The organism is Cerasicoccus frondis (assembly GCA_031296915.1).
Lineage (GTDB): Bacteria > Verrucomicrobiota > Verrucomicrobiia > Opitutales > Cerasicoccaceae > Cerasicoccus > Cerasicoccus frondis.
In genome coordinates this window covers 34377-54727 of record JAVDPC010000031.1, presented here as the reverse complement: position 1 = coordinate 54727, position 20351 = coordinate 34377, and the positions used below count along the sequence as shown (strand labels likewise).

The following is a 20351-nucleotide window of genomic DNA, read 5'->3' as shown; positions in this document are numbered from 1 at the left end:
ATATCTTCATGTAGTCGAGCACAAGGGTATATGAAGTTTTTATTTTGCGTGATTGTTTATCTTGCGGTATCGCTTGGGCTGAACGCTCAGGCGCCGGATGAAATTTTCACCGCTAGTGGAGAGCGCGTTGAAGGCGTCGCCACGCGGATGGAGAATGATTTGGTTTTCGTGACCAATAGCGAAGGGGTTGTCCGTAAGATCCCCTTTGCTGATTTAAGTGAGCACACGAGGATAAAGGTGTTACAGTGGGCAATGCCCCTTATTCTTGGTAATGAGTCGATGTTTGAAGTGTCGATGCGCGAGTCATCAATGACTAGCAGACTTGGCTACAGTCGCCCCGCCCTAGGTGTTACCTTGTTCAATCGCTCACCGGTTTCGCTCCCGGAGGGTCTGGAAGTTGCCTACAATTTGCATGTGATTGAATTTGACCCTGAGCGGATGAAAAACAACCCCGAGCTTTATCGTTATGTCGCCAAATTTAGGGCAACCGAGCGTTTTAAGGTGAAGTTTACTGGCATTGGCGCTGGCAACATCTTCGAATTCACCGCTGAAGGACAATCATTTACGAGAAACCCTCAACCCGACGTTCCCTGGAGCGACCTAGACGGGCGAACCTTTCGGCATGAGGGCAGCACGAATAGCTATCCTTCCTCAGTCTATCGTCAAGTGATGGAAATCCGCTTCAGTTATGCTTCCGAGCTTATCTACAGCTACATTACTCCTGCGGAGGGGGCTCCCTACGTAAAGGATGAATGGCGTGAGCCACGCCTCTTTATTCCAGAATATAAGCCGCGTGAAGAAATGATGTCGAATATGGCGGGGAGAAATTCCAATGACGGCGAATCAGCAAACGAGGAAGCAAAACCGGAAGAGCCGGAAGAAGAGCCCTTGTCGGCCGCAGCGCAGGAACTGGTGAATAACATTCCTTACCAGTCGATTGCGATTATTGACGTTGATGGAGGAACCGGCACGGGCTTTATCATGGAGGCAAAAGGCAAACGCTTCCTGGCCACGAACATACACGTGATTGCCGGCGCTAAAAACGTGCAGTGTACCAATCTGAGGGGGGAGGTCATTCGGCTTCCTTCGCAGTTTTTCATCGCCAAGGACCGTGACCTGGCGCTGCTTCAGATCGATTACGACAAAAGTGGCCTGAAGCCCTTGGACAACTTTATGGAGGCCGTGCGCATTGGGGACGGCGTGACCGTCATCGGCAATGAGTCCGGTGCTTCAGTGGCGACTGTATTGCACGGCAAGGTAAATGGAGTTGGTCCGAGCCGAGTGGAAATTGACGCGAAATTTGTGGAAGGTAATAGCGGCAGTCCCATCTTGCATCATGACACTGGAAGTGTGATTGGGCTGGCCACGTATTACATCGAGTATGAAGTTCCCGAGGCGGACAAGCCTGAAGAAAAGAAGCCTGAAAGGGATTACCGCACACCTCCTTCCTATCGTGAAAAGGAGGAGCCCGAGAAAGAGCCCGAGGTCAAGAAGCGTCGTCGTTTCGCCGAGCGGATCGATAACGTAACGGAGTGGGAGAGCGCGAGCTTTGAGTCTTTGAGGGAAGAGCAGGACAGCCTGGCCGAATACGAAATGTTTTTGCAAGGTGTGTTGGATGTCGCGATGGGAGTCATCCTTGAAAACCGCGTGATCGAGCCTCATGAAACAAACCGAGAAATACGGGACCTGCTGATCGATTTTCACGATAGCTATAATGGTCAGCGCGGCAGCGGATCGCTTACCAATGAGCGCGCAACGAAAGACTTCAAGCGTCGTGTGGTCCAGCGGCTAGACAGCGTTAGCGAGCGAGTGGAGCGTGAAATGCGCTCTGCATACTATCAGAGGGAATTTGCGCGCCTGAAAAAATTCGATGAAAAACTGCGCGAGTTCATGCGCACAATTTCCACCAACTGAGTTGCGCAATCAATAGTGCGGTGGGCGTTCGTTGGGGATGTCCTTGCTGTCGGCCATGTCTTGCATGCGCTCGCGGAGCTTCTTCGACTCCTGCACCAGTCGGTTGATGATCTCGCCTTGCCGGTAGATTTCCCGGTCCTGTTCTTCCACATGGCGTTGCAGGTGGGCGAGCTGGGATTCGAGTCGGACTATCGCGTCTTGGTCATCCATATGCGATCACACTAGGCTGGGGATGGGGCAGGAAAAAGGAAAAAGATTAAAGGAAAAAGGTGGGTGCTGTTATCAGTGTGCGGCTTTTTCATGCATCCTTTTGCTGACCCAAAAACTTTAATCTTTAATCTTTTTCCTTTAATCTCCGCCCACTATGGTGGCGGCTATGAACTCCACCACCGCCCACGCAATTCTCGGCGTCCGGTTATGCGCGCTGTTTTTGGGCGTGCTGGGTTTGTGGTTACTGGTTGCCAATCTCATCGAGGGCGCCAGTGATTTTAACCCGACTTATCTTGGCTATTTTGTGCTGACCCAGGTGGCGCGTCCGTTGAGCGCAATTGTGCTGGCGGCGTTGCTCTGGGCGCTGAGTAAACCGATTGGCCGTCTGCTGGGGCGCGGGCTTTCTTAGGGCAATGCGCGGGTTGATGCGCACAGGGTGGTTGGTTTGCGCGCTGGCGTTGTGTGGGTATGCGGCGCCGGTGGATGACCCCGCTACGCCGGAAGATGAAAGCGTCGCGCCTATTGTTGAGCAAGTGAAGGCCGCTGCGCAGAATTGGCGTCCAGCGGAGAAGGTTGATTGGGCGGACGTGAAGCTAGCGCCGGATGAACCTTTGCGCGAACCGGGCGTCCAGTTGGAGATAAGCGAGGTGCGGTTGCGTCGTTTGTTGCAGCAACTGAATCTCGACTACCCTGGTTTGGAAGCGGTCAAGGTGCTTTCTGAGCAGGGTGATTGGGATGCCGCGGGCTTGGCGCTGGTGGAGTATTACCGTCAGCGTGACTGGGCGGACATCCTGGCGGAAGATGTGTCCGGCATTGGCGCCAATTACGTGATGGCCGAGCTGGTCATGCAGGATGTTTACGAGCAGCATGGCAACTTTGGGCGACAGCCGCGTCGGGAAGACGGCCTGCTGGATTGGTATTACCGCGGCCCGCGTGACGACCCGGAGTGGGCGTGGTGGATCAACCGCATGGGCTACCTGATCCCGGTCACTGCGATGTGGGAGCAGACTGGCGACCGGCGTTATGCGGAGTTTGTCAGTAAAAACCTCGCGGACTGGGTGCGCGCCAATCCCTACCCGGGCAAGCGTTCTTTCTCCTCGGCCTGGCGTCCATTGGAGGTCGCGCGCCGCATCGACCGGTCGTGGTTGTATGCGTTTACCCGATTGCAGGACTCGCCGGATTTTTCACCCGAAGCGCGCCTGCTGCTGTTGTCGAGCGTGCCGGATCATGCGGACGCGCTGCTGAATTATCCCTCGCTGTGGGGCAATCATCTGCTGACGGAAAAGGTCATGCTCGGGCTTTTGGCGATTGCGTTTCCGGAGTTCAAAGACGCCGACGCCTGGCTGAGTGATTCGGTCGAAACGGTGTCCGGGCTGATGGAAAAGCAAGTTTACCCGGATGGCGCTTACGAGGAGCTGACGAATCATTATCAGTTCACGGCGCTGCTCAGTTTTCAGCGTTATTTGGAGATGCTGGAGGCTTCGGGCAAGCCGCACTACATCCAGCGTGTGAAGCCTGGCGTTGAGCAGATGTGGGACTACTTTGCCTACGTGATGCGTCCTAAAGGAAAAGGCCCGCTCAATAATGATTCGGACTTGATCCATAACCGTGTCGAGCTGCGCCGCGCCCTCAAATGGTTTGATCGGCCGGACTGGGAATACCTTGCTTCGTCGGGCCGCCGAGGCGTTGAGCCCGAGGGGGCGCTAACACGCTTTTTTCCTTGGGCGGGGCATGCGGTTATGCGCGATGGTTGGTTGGGCGATGCGCAATGGGCGTTCTTTGACATCGGCCCGTACGGGAGTGATCATCACCACAATGATCGCTTGCATTTGTCCGTGTCGTTTGGCGGCAAAGATTTCCTGGTCGACAGCGGGCGCTTCAACTACTCACCCGGCGCTGCGCGCGATTATTTTATCGGGCCCACTGGCCACAATACCGTGATGCTCGATGGGCAGGCGGCAATGCCAGGCCCAGCCAAAGTGGGCGCGCCCATGGAGGTGCTGGCGGAGATGGGGAGTGACCGTGATGTCTTTGGCGCCAGTGTTCAATACCCCGCCGATGCTTTGCGTGGCAAAGGTCCACGCACGCACCGCCGCGAGGTGACGTATCATCATGGCTTGGGTTGGGTCGTGCGCGATGAGGTGTTGGCTTTTGGCCCGACGAAGGTGGAATTTCGCTGGCTTTTCCACCCGGAGCGGGAGGTTAATTATGGCAAGGGCGTGCTGTTTACAGCGGACCCCGAAGGGGCGAATCTGCGAATGGAGCTGATTGCGGAAAAGGCATGCAGCGCCCTTCTGTTGCGGGGCCAAACTGAGCCCTTTGAGGCGGGCTGGTATAGCCCATCCTTCAATGTGCGTAAACCAGCGACACAGGCTATTTATGAAACGATGATTGCGGGTCCCTCGGAATTCGTCTGGCTAATCGCGCCTGCAGATGCCGATTGGGATACGCTGCGCGCCAAGGCTGAGCGCTGATCCGGGCGGAGTTTACCGCCTGGGCGCCATGGCGTTCAGGCGCTGCACGATGGTGTCGTTGATTTGATTCAGTGCCTGCATTTCGGCCAGCATGCGTTGGTTTTGCTCGCTCTGAAATTCTGTTCCCGGATAGTAGCGCATGGCGCGTATTTGCGCCTCCCGTGTTTTGCACAGGCGGGTAAAGCGCTCCAACTGGTCTTTGTAGAGGAGTAATAAATCGTTGGCGAATGCCTCGACGCCTTCCCGGGTTTGCTCGTATTGCAGGGCGCTGCGCTGGGATGTTTCGAGGCTGCGATTGTAGTAGCTGATCCAGCGCTTCAAGCCGACGTCGCTAATGTCGATGTCCATGAGCTGCGTGTAGGGATCTGCGGCGATGCGCAGCAAAATAACCAGACTTTGGTCGACGAATTGCCGGTGCTCTTGCTGTCGTCGGTTGGCGGAGTGCAGGCGCTTGAGCTCGGCAGGTATCCACTGAATGCGGTCGTCCAAGGCCTCGCTAACGCGGCGTGGCTTGGCAAACTGCGTGTCGCGCACGGTTAAGTCCGTTGGCTCGGCAATGTTTTCGATATAGCTGGCGAGTCCAATGGCGTAGCCGTCTTTTTCGGCGACCAGGGCGCTGCCGCTGTTGCCAGAGGTGAACTCCGCGTTGGTCTCGATCTCGTTGTTGCCGATGCCGGTTACCTTGCCCTTCAATTGGGTCACGCGGAAGCGCCCCTGCGAGTTGCCGTAAACGGTCAGCTTCTCGCCGATGTCGGCCTCACGAAAACCGGGCAACGCCTTGGGCTCATTGGCAATTAGCATGCGGGCCATGTCGCGATAGTTGGCGACCTCAAGCGTGAGCGGCGTGAGTTCATCGCCGTTCATTTTATAAATCTTCATGTTCTTCGCGCCATCGACGACATGAAACGCCGTGTAGCAATACACATTGTCGCCATCGCGGAGCAGGAAGCCAGTGCCGGAACCCGCATCACCGGCGATCAGGCAGACGTAATCTTCGGGCTTGGTGGCGGCGGTAATGTTTTCTTGCGCATGGAGTTTGCGCAACTCGTCCCAGCGCTCAGTCAGCGCCTCGCTGGATTCCTGGCCGGTGGGCGTGTCGTCGGCTTCATCCGTGATGGTCGCCGTGAGTTGAAAATACTTTTTCGGGAAGGAGCAACTGGCTACGGGGCTTTCCTCCGGGAGCTGCAGGGAGATTTTATCGTCGTTCTTTTCGAGCACCGGATAGGTCTGCTCCTTGCGCATGATGACATACTGCTGGCTGGCGTCGATGGTCAGCGGCTTGGCTGCGTTGAATACGTCGTCTTTCGCCTGGCCGCTGGGTTGCCCGTCGATTTCCTTGGGCGCCAGCACGTTGCGGCGTTCGCCATTGAGGATGATCGCGAGGTACCATTCACCTTCCTTTTCCCACACGATGGGGTAGTTCACGCCGGGCTGGAGGGTGACTTGAGTCGTGCCGACGGGGAAGCCGATTTTGAATGACTGCTTGGGTTGAGCTTGCCAGGAGATGTCTGCGTCGCAACAAAGCATGCTCAGCAGGAGTGCGCCAAAAATGATCCAGGCATTTAGGCTTCTCCCGGGGTAGCTTTGCGTTACATGCTGTTGTGCCTGTTTCATCCAGATTTCGTGATGCTGGTGTTTTTATTATGTTGTCCGATAACTTGCCCATACATTCCATTTCCGTCGAGTTGAAAAATGCCCTCAGCGGGCCTTTGCCGCGCGCCATTTTGCAGGCGCCAACCGGATCGGGCAAGTCGACCCAGGCGCCTCAGATTCTGCTGGATTCGGGCTTAGTGCCTGATCATCAAGAGATTGTCGTATTGCAACCTCGGCGTTTGGCCGCCCGTTTACTCGCCAAGCGCATTGCCTACGAGCGGGGTGGACGACTGGGGGACGAAGTGGGCTACCACATCCGCTTTGATCGCCAGTTTGGGCCGGATACGCGTATAAAATTGGTCACTGAAGGGATCTTGTTGCGGCAGATGTTGACGGCCCCCCAACTGCCCAAGGTGGGCGCTGTCGTTTTCGACGAATTTCACGAACGGCATCTCTACAGCGACCTCGGCATTGCGATGGTCAAGCAACTGCAGGAAACGTCGCGGCCGGACCTGAAGATCATCGTCATGTCGGCGACGCTGGACACGGAATCGCTGGCGGAATACCTGGCGCCCGCTGAAGTTCTCACCGTTGAGACGCGGACTTATCCGTTGACCATTGAATACTCTGCCGCCGCACAAAAAGTTGCGGGGGCCCCGGTGTGGGATCAGGCGGCGCATCACTTTGATCGCCTGGCGGGGGAGCACGAGGGCGATTGTCTGATTTTCATGCCCGGCGCATACGAGATTAAACGCACAGTCGAGGCGATCCAATGCACGAAAGCTGGCCGGGAGACGCTTGTGTTTCCGCTTTATGGCGAGCTGCGACCAGAAGAGCAGGACGCCGCCGTGGCGCAATACGATAAGCGCAAGGTGGTCGTCGCAACGAATGTCGCCGAGACATCGATCACCATCGATGGCGTGAGGCTGGTCATCGACAGTGGGCTCGTGCGTGTGGCGCGCTACGATCCGCATCGCGGCGTGAACACCTTGCTCATTGAGAAAACTAGCCGCGCCTCGGCGGACCAACGAGCGGGGCGCGCCGGTCGCACCGCGCCAGGCCATGCCTTGCGCCTGTGGAGCGAAAAGGAACATGAGCACCGGGACGAGCGTGAGCTGGCTGAGATCAAGCGCATTGATTTGAGTGAAACGCTGCTCTCACTGGGCAAGGCCGGCGTGACAGATTTTGCTGCATTTCCCTGGTTCGAGCGGCCCGAGGAGGCTTCGCTAAAGCGCGGCATCGAACTGCTGATGGATCTCGGAGCTTTGCGTCGCAAAGTTGATTTGCCACGCAAAGTGAAGGGCGAGCAATACGAGCTGACGGAGGTCGGACGCAAGCTCGCGGACTTCCCCTTGCACCCGCGCTGGGCCCGTTTGTTGCTGGCGGCGCATGATGAAGGATGCGTGTGGCATGCGGCGTTGCTGGCCGCATTTGCGCAAGGGCGGGACTTGCTCCTGCCGATCAATGATCGGCGTAAGCGCGAGGAGCGTGAAGCGATTCTGGGGGATTCGCCTTCGGACTTTTTTCAATGGCTTTCTGCGTGGGGCATGGCGCGCAAGCAGAACTACAACCATGGCTTTTGTCGGCAGTGGGGCATTCACGCCAATGCCAGTCGTGATGCGGATCGCGCGGCGGAGCAGTTTCGCCGCATTGCCGAATCACAGGGTCTGAATGCAGGCCCCGGACCACTGGACGAGGAGGCGCTGAGGCGCTGTCTGTTGCTCGCGTTTTCAGATCATTTGGCCAAGCGCGATGGGCGGGGGACGCTGCGCTGTTCCATCGTGCATGGGCGTCGTGGCGAGCTGAAGCGCGACAGTGCGGCGCGTGATGCAGAGCTGTTTGTCGCCGCTGAAATTGACGAGATCGAAACGCGCGGTGACGTGAATACAATTCTCTCGCTGGCCACCGAAATAGAAGAGGAGTGGTTGGAGGAATTTTTCCCGGATGACTTTGCAGTGCAAAGTGAAGTGGTTTACGATAAGGATATGCGGCGCGTGGTCCTGCGTGAAGAGCGCAAGTTCCGCGACCTGGTATTGTCTTCGACTGACCGAGGGGAGCCTACTAGCGATGCTGCGGCCGCTTTGCTGGCGGAAGAGATCATGGCTGGGAAGCTTGAGTTGAAGAAGTGGACCGGGCAGCGGGATGAGTGGATTAATCGCGTTAACTTTGCAGCGCAAAGCTTCCCGGAGTTGGAGATTGAAGTCATTGACACTGATGCGCGTAAAATGATCCTGGAGCAGTTCTGCTATGGCTGTGTGGGCTATAAGGAAATTCGCGACAAAGATCCCTGGCCTTTTCTTAAGGATTGGCTGACGGATGAGCAACTGGCCGCTCTGGACTATATGGCTCCGCTGGACTTCAATTTGCCTACCCGCCGCAAGCCTGCGCAAATTCGCTATGAGCCCGACGCCTCGGGCGGTCCGCGCGCCGTTATTTCAAGTAAATTGCAGGACTTCTACGACGTCGATCCGAAGCAGTTGATGATTGGTAATGGCCGCATTCCGCTGGTTGTCGAAATGCTAGCGCCCAATGGCCGCCCATGCCAAATAACCGAAGATCTCGCGAATTTTTGGAAGACTTCCTACGAAGGTGTGAAGAAGGAGCTCAAGGGGCGCTATCCCAAGCATGAATGGCGCTAGCGGTTTGCCAATTGTCGGGACGCTTTAGGCGCGGAGGGAGCCGTCGGCCATTTCGTCGAGGAAGCTCTGGTAGGTCAGCTTAACGCCGGTGCGAAGATCGATCTTGGGCTCCCAGCCGAGGCTGCGCATGATGGAGGAGTCCATCAGCTTGCGCGGGGTGCCGTCGGGGCGGTTCGTGTCCCAAACCATCTCGCCTTCGAAGCCCACGGTTTCGCAGACGATCTCTGAAAGTTCTTTGATGGTGACATCGCTGCCGTAGCCGACGTTGACGAGGTCGGGCGGCTCTTCGAGCTCCAGCAGGTAAACCAAGGCGGATGAAAGGTCGTCCACGTGGAGGAACTCGCGCATCGGCGAGCCGGTGCCCCAGAGGGTGATGCTCTCAGCGCCGGACTGCTTGGCTTCGTGGAAGCGGCGGAGCAGGGCGGGCAGCACGTGGGAGTTTTCGCCATGGTAATTATCACGCTGGCCGTAAAGATTAGTCGGCATGGCGGAATGATAAGTCACTCCGTATTGACGTCGGTAAAATTCGCAAAGCTTGAGGCCGGCAATCTTGGCGATGGCATAAGCTTCGTTGGTGGGCTCAAGCGGGCCGGTGAGCAGGGCGTCTTCACGCATGGGCTGCTCGGCGAGCTTCGGGTAAATGCAGGAGCTGCCCAGGAAGAGCACGCGTCCGACGCCGTGTTGATAGGCGCCATGGATCAGGTTTTGCTCAAGCGCGAGGTTATCGTAAATGAACTCAGCCGGGTAGGTGTTGTTGGCGTGGATGCCGCCCACCTTGGCTGCGGCGATCACGATCACGTCCGGTTTTTCGGTGGCGAAGAACTCATTGACGGCTGCTTGGTTCGTCAGGTCCAGCTCGCTGCGGGTGCGGGTGATGATGTTTTGGTAGCCCTTGGCCTGGAGCGCGCGAACCACGCCAGCGCCCACCATGCCGCGATGACCGGCCACGTAAATTTTCGAATCGGAGTTCATGGGATGCTAAACGTTTACGATAAAAAAGAAGCGGATTCCGGTCATTCCGCAATCCGCATTCTGAAATCCGCAATGGCTAGAAGCTCTTGGTTACGCCGGTTGCTTCCTTGTAGGCATGCTCTTGCTTGGCCAGTTCGAGGTCGGCTTCGGTCATGATTTTAACGAGCTCCTTGAACTTCACCTTGGGCTCCCAGCCGATTTGCTTCTTGAGCTTGGCGGGGTCGCCGATCAGCAGGTCGACTTCGGACGGGCGCTCATAGCGCTTGTCGTAGTCGACGTATTTTTCCCAATCGAGGTCGAGTAGGTTGAACGTTTCGATGACGAAGTCGCGGACGCTGTGGGTCTCGTTAGTTGCGCAAACGTAGTCGTCGGCCTTGTCCTGTTGGAGCATCAGCCACATGACTTCCACGTATTCCTTGGCGTAGCCCCAGTCGCGTTGGGCGTCGAGGTTGCCGAGGTAAAGTTTGTCCTGCAGGCCCATCTTGATGCGGGTTGCGGCGCGGGTGATCTTGCGGGTCACGAAGGTCTCGCCACGGCGCGGGGACTCGTGATTAAAGAGAATGCCGTTGCTGGCGTGCAAGTTGTAGGCTTCGCGGTAGTTGACCGTGAGCCAGAAGGCGAAGACCTTGGCGCAGCCGTAAGGCGAGCGTGGCCAGAAGGGCGTTTCCTCGGTCTGCGGCACGTGCTGCACCTTGCCAAACATTTCGGAAGAGCTGGCTTGGTAGTAGCGCACGTCCTGCGTCAGGCCGGCTTCGCGAATCGCTTCGAGCAGGCGGACGGTGGAGAGGCCGGTGACGTCGCCGGTGTATTCCGGGCTGTCGAAGGAGACGCGCACATGGCTCTGGGCGCCGAGGTTGTAAATTTCGTCGGGCCGCAGTTCGTAGAGCAGTTTGGTGATGCGGCTGCCGTCAGCGAGGTCGCCGTAGTGCAGGTGTAGCTTGGTGCCATTCACGTGCGGATCACGGTAAAGGTGATCGATGCGGTCGGTGTTGAAGGTGGATGCGCGGCGGATGATGCCATGCACTTCGTAACCTTTTTCCAGGAGCAATTCGGCAAGGTAGGAACCGTCCTGACCGGTGATTCCTGTGATAAGGGCTTTCTTAGGCATGTTGTTGGGTATAGTAATTAGGCGCGCTTTGGCTAGCTCAATTTATTCAATTTTCTTTGAACAATGGCTGAGGGTTTTGTTCCAGATAATGATTTTCCGAATTCGGTAGCCTAATTACTATACGGGGGTGGAATCAAAATAAAAGTGTCCCTTCGCTTTGCTGCTTTGATTTGCACTATGGACATTGCGCGTTCACGTTATGTGGATGGTCAAGAGTGATATTGTTGCTGTGCTGGAGGAAATCGCTGAACTGCTGGAGCTGAAGGGCGAAAATCCGTTCAAAGTCCGTGCTTACCAAAGCGGCGCCCGCGCGTTGGAATCCCTCGAAGAAGACCTCGGCGCGGTCATTGAAGACAAGCGCCTCGGCAAGATCAAGGGCATCGGCAAGGCGCTCGTGGAGAAAATTACTACCCTGCACGAAACGGGCGAGCTGGAGTATTACGACAAGCTGAAAGCGTCCGTTCCTGAAAGCATGATCGAGCTGCTGACCATTCCCAACCTGGGCCCGAAGAAAATCAAAAAACTTCACGACGAACTGGGCATCGACAGCATCGACTCGTTGAAGGCGGCTTGCGAGGCTGGCAAGGTGGCCGAGATTTCTGGCTTTGGCGCGAAAACCGAGGAAAAGCTCCTCTCGGGCATTGCGAATCGCGAGGCATACCAGGCGCGGCATCATTGGTGGGAGGCTGCTGCGGTCGCCGAGCCGATTGTGGAAGGGTTGCGCGAGTTGCCCGAAGTCGAGCGGGCGGAGTCTGCTGGCAGCCTGCGCCGCATGCGCGAAACCGTGGGCGATCTGGACTTCATCGTGGCTTCGACTGAGCCCAAGCCCGTGATGGATTGGTTTGTGGGGCTGGAGGAGGTTTTGGAAGTCACCGCTCATGGACACACAAAGTCCAGTGTGCGCTTTCAGGGGGGCTTACAGGCGGATTTGCGCGTGGTGCCACCGGAGCAATTTGCTTTTGCGCTGCTCCACTTTACAGGGAGCAAGGATCACAACGTGCGCATGCGTCAGCGGGCGCTGGAGCGTGGCTGGTCACTATCGGAATGGGGCTTGTTTGACAAGGATTCGAAGGCCGATGACCCGGACCGCAAGTCTGTTATTATCGCTGAAAACGAGCAGGAAATTTACGCGAAACTCGACATGAAATGGGTCCCGCCCGAACTGCGTGAAGACCGTGGGGAGATCGAGATCGGTGCGAAGGGTGATTTTCCGGAACTCGTTGAAATTGAGGATATAAGAGGCGTTTTTCATAACCACACCACTGCGAGTGATGGTCATAACACTTTGGAGGAAATGACCGCCGCCGCCGAGGCGCTTGGCTTTGAATACCTGGGCATCGCCGACCACTCCAAGGCGAGCTTTCAGGCGAGTGGATTAGACGAGGAGCGTCTTGCGGCGCAAGTGGAGAAAATCCATGCGCTCAATGCCAGCGGGAAGTTCAAGTGCCACGTGTTCGCAGGCAGTGAAGTGGACATTTTGAAAGATGGGTCACTGGACTTTGACAACGATGTCTTGGCGACGCTGGATTACGTGGTCGCTTCGGTTCATAATTCGTTGACTTTGACCGAGGACGAGATGACCAAGCGCATTATCAGAGCGATTGAGAATGAGCACGTCACTATGCTGGGACATTTGACCGGGCGCTTATTGTTGCGCCGTGAGCCTTACGCGGTGAATGTGGGCAAGGTGATCGATGCAGCTATTGCGAATAACACGATCATTGAGCTCAACGCGAACCCCTGGCGATTGGATATGGACTGGCGTCACTGGAAAAATGCGGCGGACAAAGGGCTGCTGTGCTCGATCAACCCCGATGCGCATGACACCGATGGGCTCGCTTTATTTGGGGCCGGGGTGAACGTGGCGCGCAAGGGTTGGCTGGAGCCCAAGCACATCCTGAATACTCGTCCGCTGGCCGAGGTGAAGCAGTATTTTGGTGTAGAGTAGGCGGAATTTACTCGGCAGTTTTCTGATACTGCTCGTCGAGGTGGTCTTGTAACAACTTGAGCGTCATGTTGTTATCCATGTCCTCTGTTGCCTCTTGCAGTGACTCGGCGACCTGCGGCAGGCCGCTGTTTTGCAAATCCTGGGCGATGGACTCAATGATGGGGCGCAGGGAATCGACATTTTCGAACGTTCTATCGTAGTTCAGGTCGATGGCGCGGTAGAGCGTTTCGTCGCCCACGGTGCTGGAAAGCTTAACACGACGGAGGCCGAAAACGAGCTCACCAATCACGATTTTCTCCGGAACGGATTGGCTCTTCTCAGCGGCGGTGGCGTGGATTTGCTGCACGAGGAGGTCCCAGTTTTCGTCGGCTACTTCGATAAACGCGTCGAGGTTGGACATATCGAAATTGCCTTGGCTGAAGGTGAGCTCATCGATGATCAGCTTGATCTGGCTCAGCGCCACTTGATTCTCATTCCAACTGCTGCGGTCCAGACCGACGGTTAATTCGGCAATGCGGAGAAAATCGCGGTCCGAAAAGTCCTCAGGGTTGTCGATGATGATGTCCGTGAGGGTGATGGACTGTTTGCGGAAGCTGATTGAGCCGTCCTGTATGCTGGTCGGAAAGCCCGTGGCTTCGGTGATGGCGGACTCGGCGATCTGCGGCGCCATTTCATCCGCCGCCCAAGCCAAGCCGATGACGAGGATGACGGCAAACACGACCAGCGCGCCAATGAGCGACAGAATGCAGCCAATCGGCTTGGTGACGATTTTAAACAGACCCATGCAGTGCTTGATTTGTGTGTATGGCGTGCTCGCAGGCCAGCTTATTCGTATCTAGATGAAAAGTGCTCTAGGTGTGCGCGGCCTGACTTCCGATTCAGTGTGGCTGGTGATTGCCTCGACCAACCACACTGAGTTGGAAAGATTAGCTGTCGGCAAAGGCGTCCGTGATGAGGACGATGCTGTCCTGAGCGGCGACGAACGTGAAGTCGGTATCGAAAGGCAGCAAGACATTGGCTCCGGTGGGAACCTTGGCTCCGTCTTTAAGGTCGCGAACGCTGCCCTGGACCACACTGAGCAGGCGTGGCTGTTCGTTGGCCGCGAATTCCAGGCGCTCCCCTGACTTGAGTTCATGCTTGGTCAGGTTAAAGATTTCGCTTTCCACCAGGGTTTGCGTTCCAGGCTGCGGCTTGATCGTCTCTGGTTCGAAGTCGTTGAAATTGATGCACTTCAGGGATTCGTCGATGTGTAGCTGGCGTGGTTTGCCATCCAGCCCGACCCGGCCCCAGTCGTAGACGCGGTAGGTGGTGTCGGAGTTTTGCTGAATTTCGAGGATGAGGTTGCCGCCGTCGATCGCGTGCATGCGGCCGCTGCGGACAAACATCGACTCGCCCGGGGTCACCGGCATGCGGTGGACGCATTCCTCCAGCGTGCCATTGTTCAGGCGCTCTTCGAATTCTTCGCGGGTCACGCCATTTTTCAGGCCGACGATCATGCCGGCGTCGCCATTGGTTTCGGCGACATACCAGTTTTCCGTTTTGGGTTCGCCGCCGAGGCTGGGGGCGATGTCGGCGGGGGGGTGAACCTGTAGGCTGAGGCGCTCCTGGCAATCCAGCCACTTGACGAGGATCGGAAACGGTGTGGAGGCGTCCCAACCTGGCCCCATGATCTGAGCGCCGCTCTTTTCCAGAGCCTGGCGGATGGTCAGGCCGTCAAGCTCGGCGCCGCGCAAGACGCTTTGGGCTTCGGGGCGGTCAACGACTTCCCAGGATTCGCCGTAGGGCTCGGCATCGGGTAGGGTGCGTCCGAGTTTGGCTTCGAGGCCGCGGCCGCCCCAAACGCGTTGTTGGTAAATGGGCTTAAAGGAGATGAATCGCATTGATTGGAACATTACTCGGCAGAATCCTGGGGTCAATAAGGCGTTTGGTTCGATCTTTGCTTGGAAGCGGGACTGATTTCCGCGATACGGGGTGTTTGCGATGTTTAATCAGGCGAGTCGGGTGGCTTAACTAGGCAGATTGGCTCAGGTGGTGGTGAAAAGTTGTGTTTTCTCTTTCGCAATTGCCTGACAATGAGTCCATAGTCTCATCCGCTCACTCCTTATAGCTTGTTTTCGCATCGGCTCTTCTTATTTTCATTTTCTCAACGTACTTATGGCCGCAACTGGCAAAAAAAAGAAATCCGCTCCGCAAAAGAAGTCCTTCGCGCCTCGAGAAAAGTCGCGCCCCTTGGTGGGCGTGGTCACCCTGCTGATAGGGCTCTTTCTTCTGGTGGCGATGATTGATTTCGAGCCGCTTCAGTCCGACCAGTTTGTGGTCGGCGACGTCGGCGCAGATACGAAAAACCTGGCTGGCGAAATTGGCGTCAAGACCAGCGCCATCATGCTGCGTATGTTTGGCGTGGTCTCCTGGCTGGCCCCAATTGCGTTTTTGTGGGTTTCGTTCCTGTTGATTTTCAAGCGCGCGCACCGCGTTCGCCTGCGCTTGTATTTGTCGATGACGGTCTTTTTCCTGTCATTGACCGGGATCGCCACGCTCTTCGACCAGTGGGGCGAACAGCCGCAGCTCACCGAAGGCGTGCAGATCGAAAAGGTTGTCGAGGCGCCAGAATCCAGCTCTTTCCCGCAGACATTGGGTGGCCTGATTGGGCAGGTGCTCTGCAATGACTACACGGTGCATTATCTGGGAGGCTTCGGCAATGCGCTGCTGCTCGCGGCGACCACTTTTTTTAGCGCCCTTTTCCTCTTTACGGATAATATCTCCGCCTACCTGCGTAATCGTCAGGAAAATGCGGCAGTGCGCGCGGAAGCGAAGGCCAAGCAGCAAGTTGCCATGGAAAAGCAAAAGGCCCGCGACGAATTAGAAGCCAAGCGAGTGGCCGAGCAGGAGGAAAAGCGCAGGGACCTGAAAAAACCGCCCTCAACGAAAAAGGCGATCCTGGCGGACGATGGGCCGAAAAATCCCCGCAAGCTTTTGCCGTCGGGGGAGTCGATTTTGGGTGATCCCGAGCCGGCGGTGGACGACTTCATCCCCGAGGCGGAGGAATTCAGCATCGAGACCGAGCAATATGAGGAGGAGATCGAGGAGGAAGCGCCAATGCCTCCCCCCCCTAAGCCGCCCAAGGCGCCCGACAAATCCAAGGAAACGCGCACGCCCTTTACGTTGCCGCCGCGAGGCAGCGCCACCACGCCGCCCTTTAAGCAAAAGGATGGCAGCACGACCGGCGCCCCCTTTGGCAAAAAGACCACGCCGCCATTCCGCAAAGTCTCGGATGCGGATGACGAGGGCAAGGTCGTCCGTCGAGTCGCAGGGATCACCATTGTTGAAAGCGAGAAGACGGAAAAAGCTGACAGCAATCGCCCCGACCGGCGCGGTGATTATATTTTCCCGCCGCTGAATCTGCTGGCCGATCCGCCATCCGATGCGCACGAAGATCCGCAGAATTACGAAGAAATGGCCAACCAGCTCGTCCAGACGCTGGAGGAGTTCAACGTGAAGGTGGCTCCAGCTGAGGTGCTGACCGGCCCGGTGATCACCCGTTACGAAGTGACGCCTGCGCCTGGCGTTCGTGTGGAAAAAATTCTCAACCTCGACAAAAACATTGCGCTCGGCCTCAAGGCTGACGCCGTCCGCATCATTGCGCCGGTGCCCGGCAAGGGCACGGTGGGGGTGGAGGTGCCAAACCGCTTCCCGAAGCCGGTTTGCATGAAGGAAATCGTCGAGTCCAAGTCCTGGGCCGATTCCAAGGCGGAGATCCCCGTCGTCCTCGGTAAGGACGTAACGGGTAAGGCGATCGTTGAAGACCTCACCAAGATGCCGCACATGCTCATCGCGGGTTCCACGGGCTCGGGTAAGACGGTTTGTATCAATGCGGTCATCGCCTCGCTCCTGTATCATGCGGGCCCCGAGGACCTGCGTTTCATCATGGTCGACCCGAAGGTGGTCGAAATGCAGGTTTACAACGATCTGCCGCACATGTTGATTCCGGTCGTGACGGACCCAAAGAAGGTCCCCGGCGCGCTGAAATACCTGATCAACGAGATGGAGCGCCGCTACCAGATTTTTGCCAAGGTGGGCGTCCGCAACATTGCTGGCTTTAATAAGAAGCTCGCCAAGGACAAGGAAGAACAGGCCAAGCTGGAGCAGCTCGAGCGCGAACAGGGCGGCGACATGACCCCCGAGGAACGCGCCGCGCAGGCCACGCTGGAAGTGCCGCGCGACGACGGCGTCTTCGAGATACCGGAAAAGAAACTCCCTTACATTGTCTGCATTATCGACGAGTTGGCCGACCTGATGATGGTTGCTCCGCAGGACATCGAAACCGGCGTCGCCCGCCTGGCGCAGCTTGCGCGCGCGGCTGGCATCCACTTGATCCTGGCGACGCAGCGTCCGTCGGTGAACGTCATTACCGGCGTGATCAAGGCGAACTTGCCCACGCGTATTTCGTTCAAAGTGGCGTCTAAAGTCGACAGCCGGACGATTCTCGACCAGCAGGGAGCGGATTCGCTGATCGGCAAGGGCGACATGCTCTTCATCCCTCCGGGCACCAGCAACCTCGTTCGCGCGCAGGGCGCCTTTGTATCCGACGACGAGATCAACAACATCGTGGACTACCTGAAGGAGCAAAACGGCGAGCCGGAGTATGCCGAGGAGGTCCAGCAGCAGATCGAGTCAGGCGACGGCGATGGCGGAGGCGGCCCCGATGGTGATTACGACGACGAACTCGTCCCTGAGGCCATCAATATTATCAAGACGCACCAGCGCGCTTCGACCAGTTTTCTGCAGCGCAAGCTCAAGATCGGCTATAACCGCGCCGCTCGCATCATGGAAATTCTCGAAGACGAAGGCATCGTGGGACCGGATAATGGCTCCAGTCCCCGCGAAATCCTGCAAGACGTTGATTAGGGATTTGGAGACTGATAAATCCTTTTTAATTACGTGCTTTTTGTCCCAAAGGGACTACGTAAACTAGCCCTGGGTTGAGCCGATCTCGTAACGCGAGAGAGGGGCTACCCGGGGTGTTTGATATAATTTACTTGGCTAACCCAACGGGTTTGCGCAAAACGTGGTCATGCCGCAATCGTTTGCCGCCAACTACGTCCATGTGGTCTTTTCGACGAAGCATCGTTATGCCTATATGGCTGATGAAACGTTACGAAAATGCATGTGGGCTGGGTTGGCGGAAATCTCAGGCAGGCTCGAATGCCCTGCGGAAATCGTCGGAGGTCATGCTGATCATGTGCATATTCTTGCGCGAGTGCATCGCACTGTAGCGCTTTCAGACTGGATTAAAGAATTGAAGAGAGTCTCCAGTGTATGGGCGAAGCAGTTGCAGGCTATGGAACGTTCGTTTGCCTGGCAAAATGGTTATGCTGCGTTCTCGGTTAGCGTGTCTAATTTAGTGGCAGTGCGCCAATACATTTTAAACCAAGAAGAGCATCATCAAAAAATATCCTTTCAGGATGAGTATAGGGCGATTTTGCAAAAGCATGGTGTTGATTGGGACGAGCGATATGTGTGGGATTGATCACCTTTTACGCAAACCCTTTGGGTTTGTCGCCCTAGTGTCGGGTTCCCCGGGTAGGACCTCTCTCGCGTTGCGAGTTCGGCTCAACCCGGGGCTAGATTACGTAGTCCCTTTGGGACAATATGAGGACGGCTCATGCGTCATTCGTGGCAACGCAAAGCATCAGTAGTTGCTTCGGATGCTGCCCAATTTTGTGTTTCGGTATCCTGTAAAACCGCCTATTTCCGTAATCTTAGAGACACAGTCAGGGCTTGAGAAATTGAGTATATTTTGACAATAAACGCCTTATGGAGCTACGATATTCATGAGTCTGATTAATTCCGTCTTGCGCCCTCGCAATATTTCCCAACAACTCTAGGGGTTAATGCCGAACATCGGGGACAGATTGGAGGAAGCGCGCAAGCGACAGGGGATATCGATCCGGGAGGCCTCAGAGGCCACCAAGATTCGTGGGGATCTCCTGTTGAGCTTGGAGAACAACAATTTCGACTTCGATTTGCCCGAGGTCTATAAGCGTGGCTTCCTCAAGCTTTACGCTCGCTTCCTCAAGCTCGACATCGAGAAGGTGATGACCGATTACGAGGCGCTCATGCTGGGCCGGAGCAAGGTCAAGCGTAGTGACTCCCGTGAATTTTTTGGCCGTATGGACTTGCCGGAGCGCACGACGCCGCTGGGCAGCAGCGAGTCCACGCCCCCCTTTGGCGAGCACGAGGAAAACCGCCCGGCCCGAGGCGAGGGCAAACCCGCCGAGCCGATGGAGCAGCAGTCGGACACGTCTTTATACTGGAAGGTCGGTGCGATCTTCGTGGCGGTGTTCATTATTTTTAGCCTGCTGACCTTGCTGGTGCAGTCGATTTTCTCCAGTGATCCGGATACGTTGGATGACGGTTCTGGCAACACGCCCAGCCAAATCGCAGATGGCGGCAGTGACGCGGGCGCCGACTCCACGACTAACGTCGCTCCCGCAACGCGCCTCAACGTAGTGCTCATTGGCCTGGGCGACACCAGCGTGGTGGTCAACACCGTGGCCAACAACGAGCGTATTCGTGAAGCGTCGGGCTCCCTGGAGTCTGGTGAGCAAGTGTCCTTTCAGGCGTCGGGTCCGATTATGATCGTGGCCTCGAACATCCAGAACATTGCAGTGCGCATCAATGGCCAGGAATACCGGGCCAACGGCATGAGTGGGCTGGGCCGCTGGTATTTCAACGAAGACGGCCCGTATAATCCGTAGTCAGTCTCTTTACGAGGCTGCTCTATTCGCCGATTTTAACGGGAGCGGATCCGCTGCCGCTGCTGGATTCCGGCTGGGGGGCAGGGGCGCTCTTTTTCCGATTGAGCTGAATCCCGGCTTCGACTTTTTCGATCTTCTCAGTGAGTGATTGCAGCTTCACGTCGCCGTTCTCCAGGGAAATGCTCAGTATCAACGCCTTGCTGGCCTTGATGGGCAGCCCCTGAACGCGGGCGTCTTCCTCGACATCCACAAATACTTTAGCGGACTGGGCGTCGTCGGCGATTTGCGCTTTCACGCCCTTGAACGTGTAAGCGTAGTATTCGGTGTTGGCGAAAGATTCCTTCAGGAACGGCACGTACTGGGGGAGGCGCATGGAGCGCGTGCCGCCGGGGCCTTCGACCACGGAGGAGATCAGCGTCACCGAGATGTCAGGCGCGGCTTGCTGGATGAGCACTGCCGGATCGCCAGACAGGTATGCGCTGCGGCGTGCATTCAGGAAGTCCACCACGACTTGCTTATCGATGGCGTCCACCGCCTGCGCTGTCAGGGCGGCGAGCATGACTGCGCCAAGGGCCAGAACTCGAAAAAGGGATTTCATGGCGTGAGCATCGAGGATGCGGCGCGAAATGACAAGGTTTTGCCGTCCGGATAGGGGGGGATGACGGAATACAGGCAACTTGGAGGTAACTTGAAAGTTGCCATGCAAAAGTTTGTCGCCTGCATTGCCAATGTTCA

At 56.6% G+C, this 20351-nt stretch carries 15 protein-coding genes; 8 read left to right on the top strand and 7 right to left on the bottom strand.

The annotated features are described in order from the left end of the window. Positions 1–30 precede the first annotated feature (30 nt). On the top strand, positions 31–1914 hold the full coding sequence (locus tag RBB63_RS19385) for a S1 family peptidase (protein ID WP_309386760.1): 1884 nt from the start codon (positions 31–33) through the stop codon (positions 1912–1914). Positions 1915–1923: 9 nt separating this feature from the next. Here RBB63_RS19385 and RBB63_RS19380 read toward each other — a convergent pair whose 3' ends face one another. Beyond that, positions 1924–2124 carry a SlyX family protein gene (locus RBB63_RS19380; RefSeq protein ID WP_309386759.1) on the bottom strand — a complete coding sequence of 67 codons (201 nt, stop codon included), beginning with the start codon at positions 2122–2124 and terminating at the stop codon, positions 1924–1926. 166 nt (positions 2125–2290) lie between these two features. Between RBB63_RS19380 and RBB63_RS19375 the strand changes: the two genes are divergently transcribed. Together RBB63_RS19375 and RBB63_RS19370 are read left to right on the top strand one after the other, a co-directional pair. Next, a complete protein-coding gene (locus tag RBB63_RS19375) occupies positions 2291–2533 on the top strand; it encodes a hypothetical protein (protein ID WP_309386757.1) in 243 nt (80 codons plus the stop codon). A 4-nt stretch (positions 2534–2537) separates the two neighbouring features. Then, positions 2538–4598 carry an alginate lyase family protein gene (locus tag RBB63_RS19370; RefSeq protein ID WP_309386756.1) on the top strand — a complete coding sequence of 687 codons (2061 nt, stop codon included), beginning with the start codon at positions 2538–2540 and terminating at the stop codon, positions 4596–4598. A gap of 12 nt (positions 4599–4610) precedes the next feature. On the opposite strand, the gene RBB63_RS19365 is transcribed toward RBB63_RS19370, so the two are convergent. After that, entirely contained in the window at positions 4611–6212 is a 1602-nt protein-coding gene (locus RBB63_RS19365; RefSeq protein WP_309386754.1) for a S1 family peptidase, read from the bottom strand. Between the two features lie 44 nt (positions 6213–6256). Here RBB63_RS19365 and hrpB point away from each other — a divergent pair, with 44 nt between their 5' ends. Beyond that, positions 6257–8830 carry an ATP-dependent helicase HrpB gene (gene hrpB / locus RBB63_RS19360; RefSeq protein ID WP_309386752.1) on the top strand — a complete coding sequence of 858 codons (2574 nt, stop codon included), beginning with the start codon at positions 6257–6259 and terminating at the stop codon, positions 8828–8830. 24 nt (positions 8831–8854) lie between these two features. Here the strand turns inward: hrpB and RBB63_RS19355 are convergent, their stop codons facing one another. Next, positions 8855–9802, bottom strand: coding sequence for a GDP-L-fucose synthase family protein (locus RBB63_RS19355; protein WP_309386751.1), 948 nt, complete (start codon positions 9800–9802; stop codon positions 8855–8857). Between the two features lie 76 nt (positions 9803–9878). Beyond that, the gene (gmd, locus tag RBB63_RS19350; RefSeq protein ID WP_309386750.1) at positions 9879–10910 is read right to left on the bottom strand and encodes a GDP-mannose 4,6-dehydratase; all 1032 of its coding nucleotides are present in this window, start codon (positions 10908–10910) and stop codon (positions 9879–9881) included. 205 nt (positions 10911–11115) lie between these two features. Here gmd and polX point away from each other — a divergent pair, with 205 nt between their 5' ends. Beyond that, positions 11116–12858 (top strand): DNA polymerase/3'-5' exonuclease PolX, encoded by a 1743-nt coding sequence (gene polX, locus RBB63_RS19345; RefSeq protein ID WP_309386749.1) that lies wholly within the window; start codon positions 11116–11118, stop codon positions 12856–12858. Between the two features lie 7 nt (positions 12859–12865). Here the strand turns inward: polX and RBB63_RS19340 are convergent, their stop codons facing one another. Next, entirely contained in the window at positions 12866–13642 is a 777-nt protein-coding gene (locus RBB63_RS19340; RefSeq protein WP_309386748.1) for an AsmA family protein, read from the bottom strand. A 142-nt stretch (positions 13643–13784) separates the two neighbouring features. Continuing rightward, a complete protein-coding gene (locus tag RBB63_RS19335) occupies positions 13785–14738 on the bottom strand; it encodes a type I phosphomannose isomerase catalytic subunit (RefSeq protein ID WP_309386747.1) in 954 nt (317 codons plus the stop codon). Positions 14739–15012: 274 nt separating this feature from the next. On the opposite strand from RBB63_RS19335, the gene RBB63_RS19330 reads away from it, so the two are divergent. The 3 genes from RBB63_RS19330 (at position 15013) to RBB63_RS19320 (ending at position 19616) form a co-directional block, all read left to right on the top strand. Beyond that, positions 15013–17763 carry an FtsK/SpoIIIE family DNA translocase gene (locus RBB63_RS19330; protein ID WP_309386746.1) on the top strand — a complete coding sequence of 917 codons (2751 nt, stop codon included), beginning with the start codon at positions 15013–15015 and terminating at the stop codon, positions 17761–17763. 166 nt (positions 17764–17929) lie between these two features. Further along, a complete protein-coding gene (locus RBB63_RS19325; protein WP_309386745.1) occupies positions 17930–18385 on the top strand; it encodes a transposase in 456 nt (151 codons plus the stop codon). Positions 18386–18749: 364 nt separating this feature from the next. After that, complete coding sequence (locus RBB63_RS19320) at positions 18750–19616, top strand: helix-turn-helix domain-containing protein (protein ID WP_309386744.1); 867 nt, start codon at positions 18750–18752, stop codon at positions 19614–19616. Positions 19617–19638: 22 nt separating this feature from the next. Here the strand turns inward: RBB63_RS19320 and RBB63_RS19315 are convergent, their stop codons facing one another. Continuing rightward, complete coding sequence (locus RBB63_RS19315; RefSeq protein ID WP_309386743.1) at positions 19639–20214, bottom strand: hypothetical protein; 576 nt, start codon at positions 20212–20214, stop codon at positions 19639–19641. Positions 20215–20351: the final 137 nt, after the last annotated feature.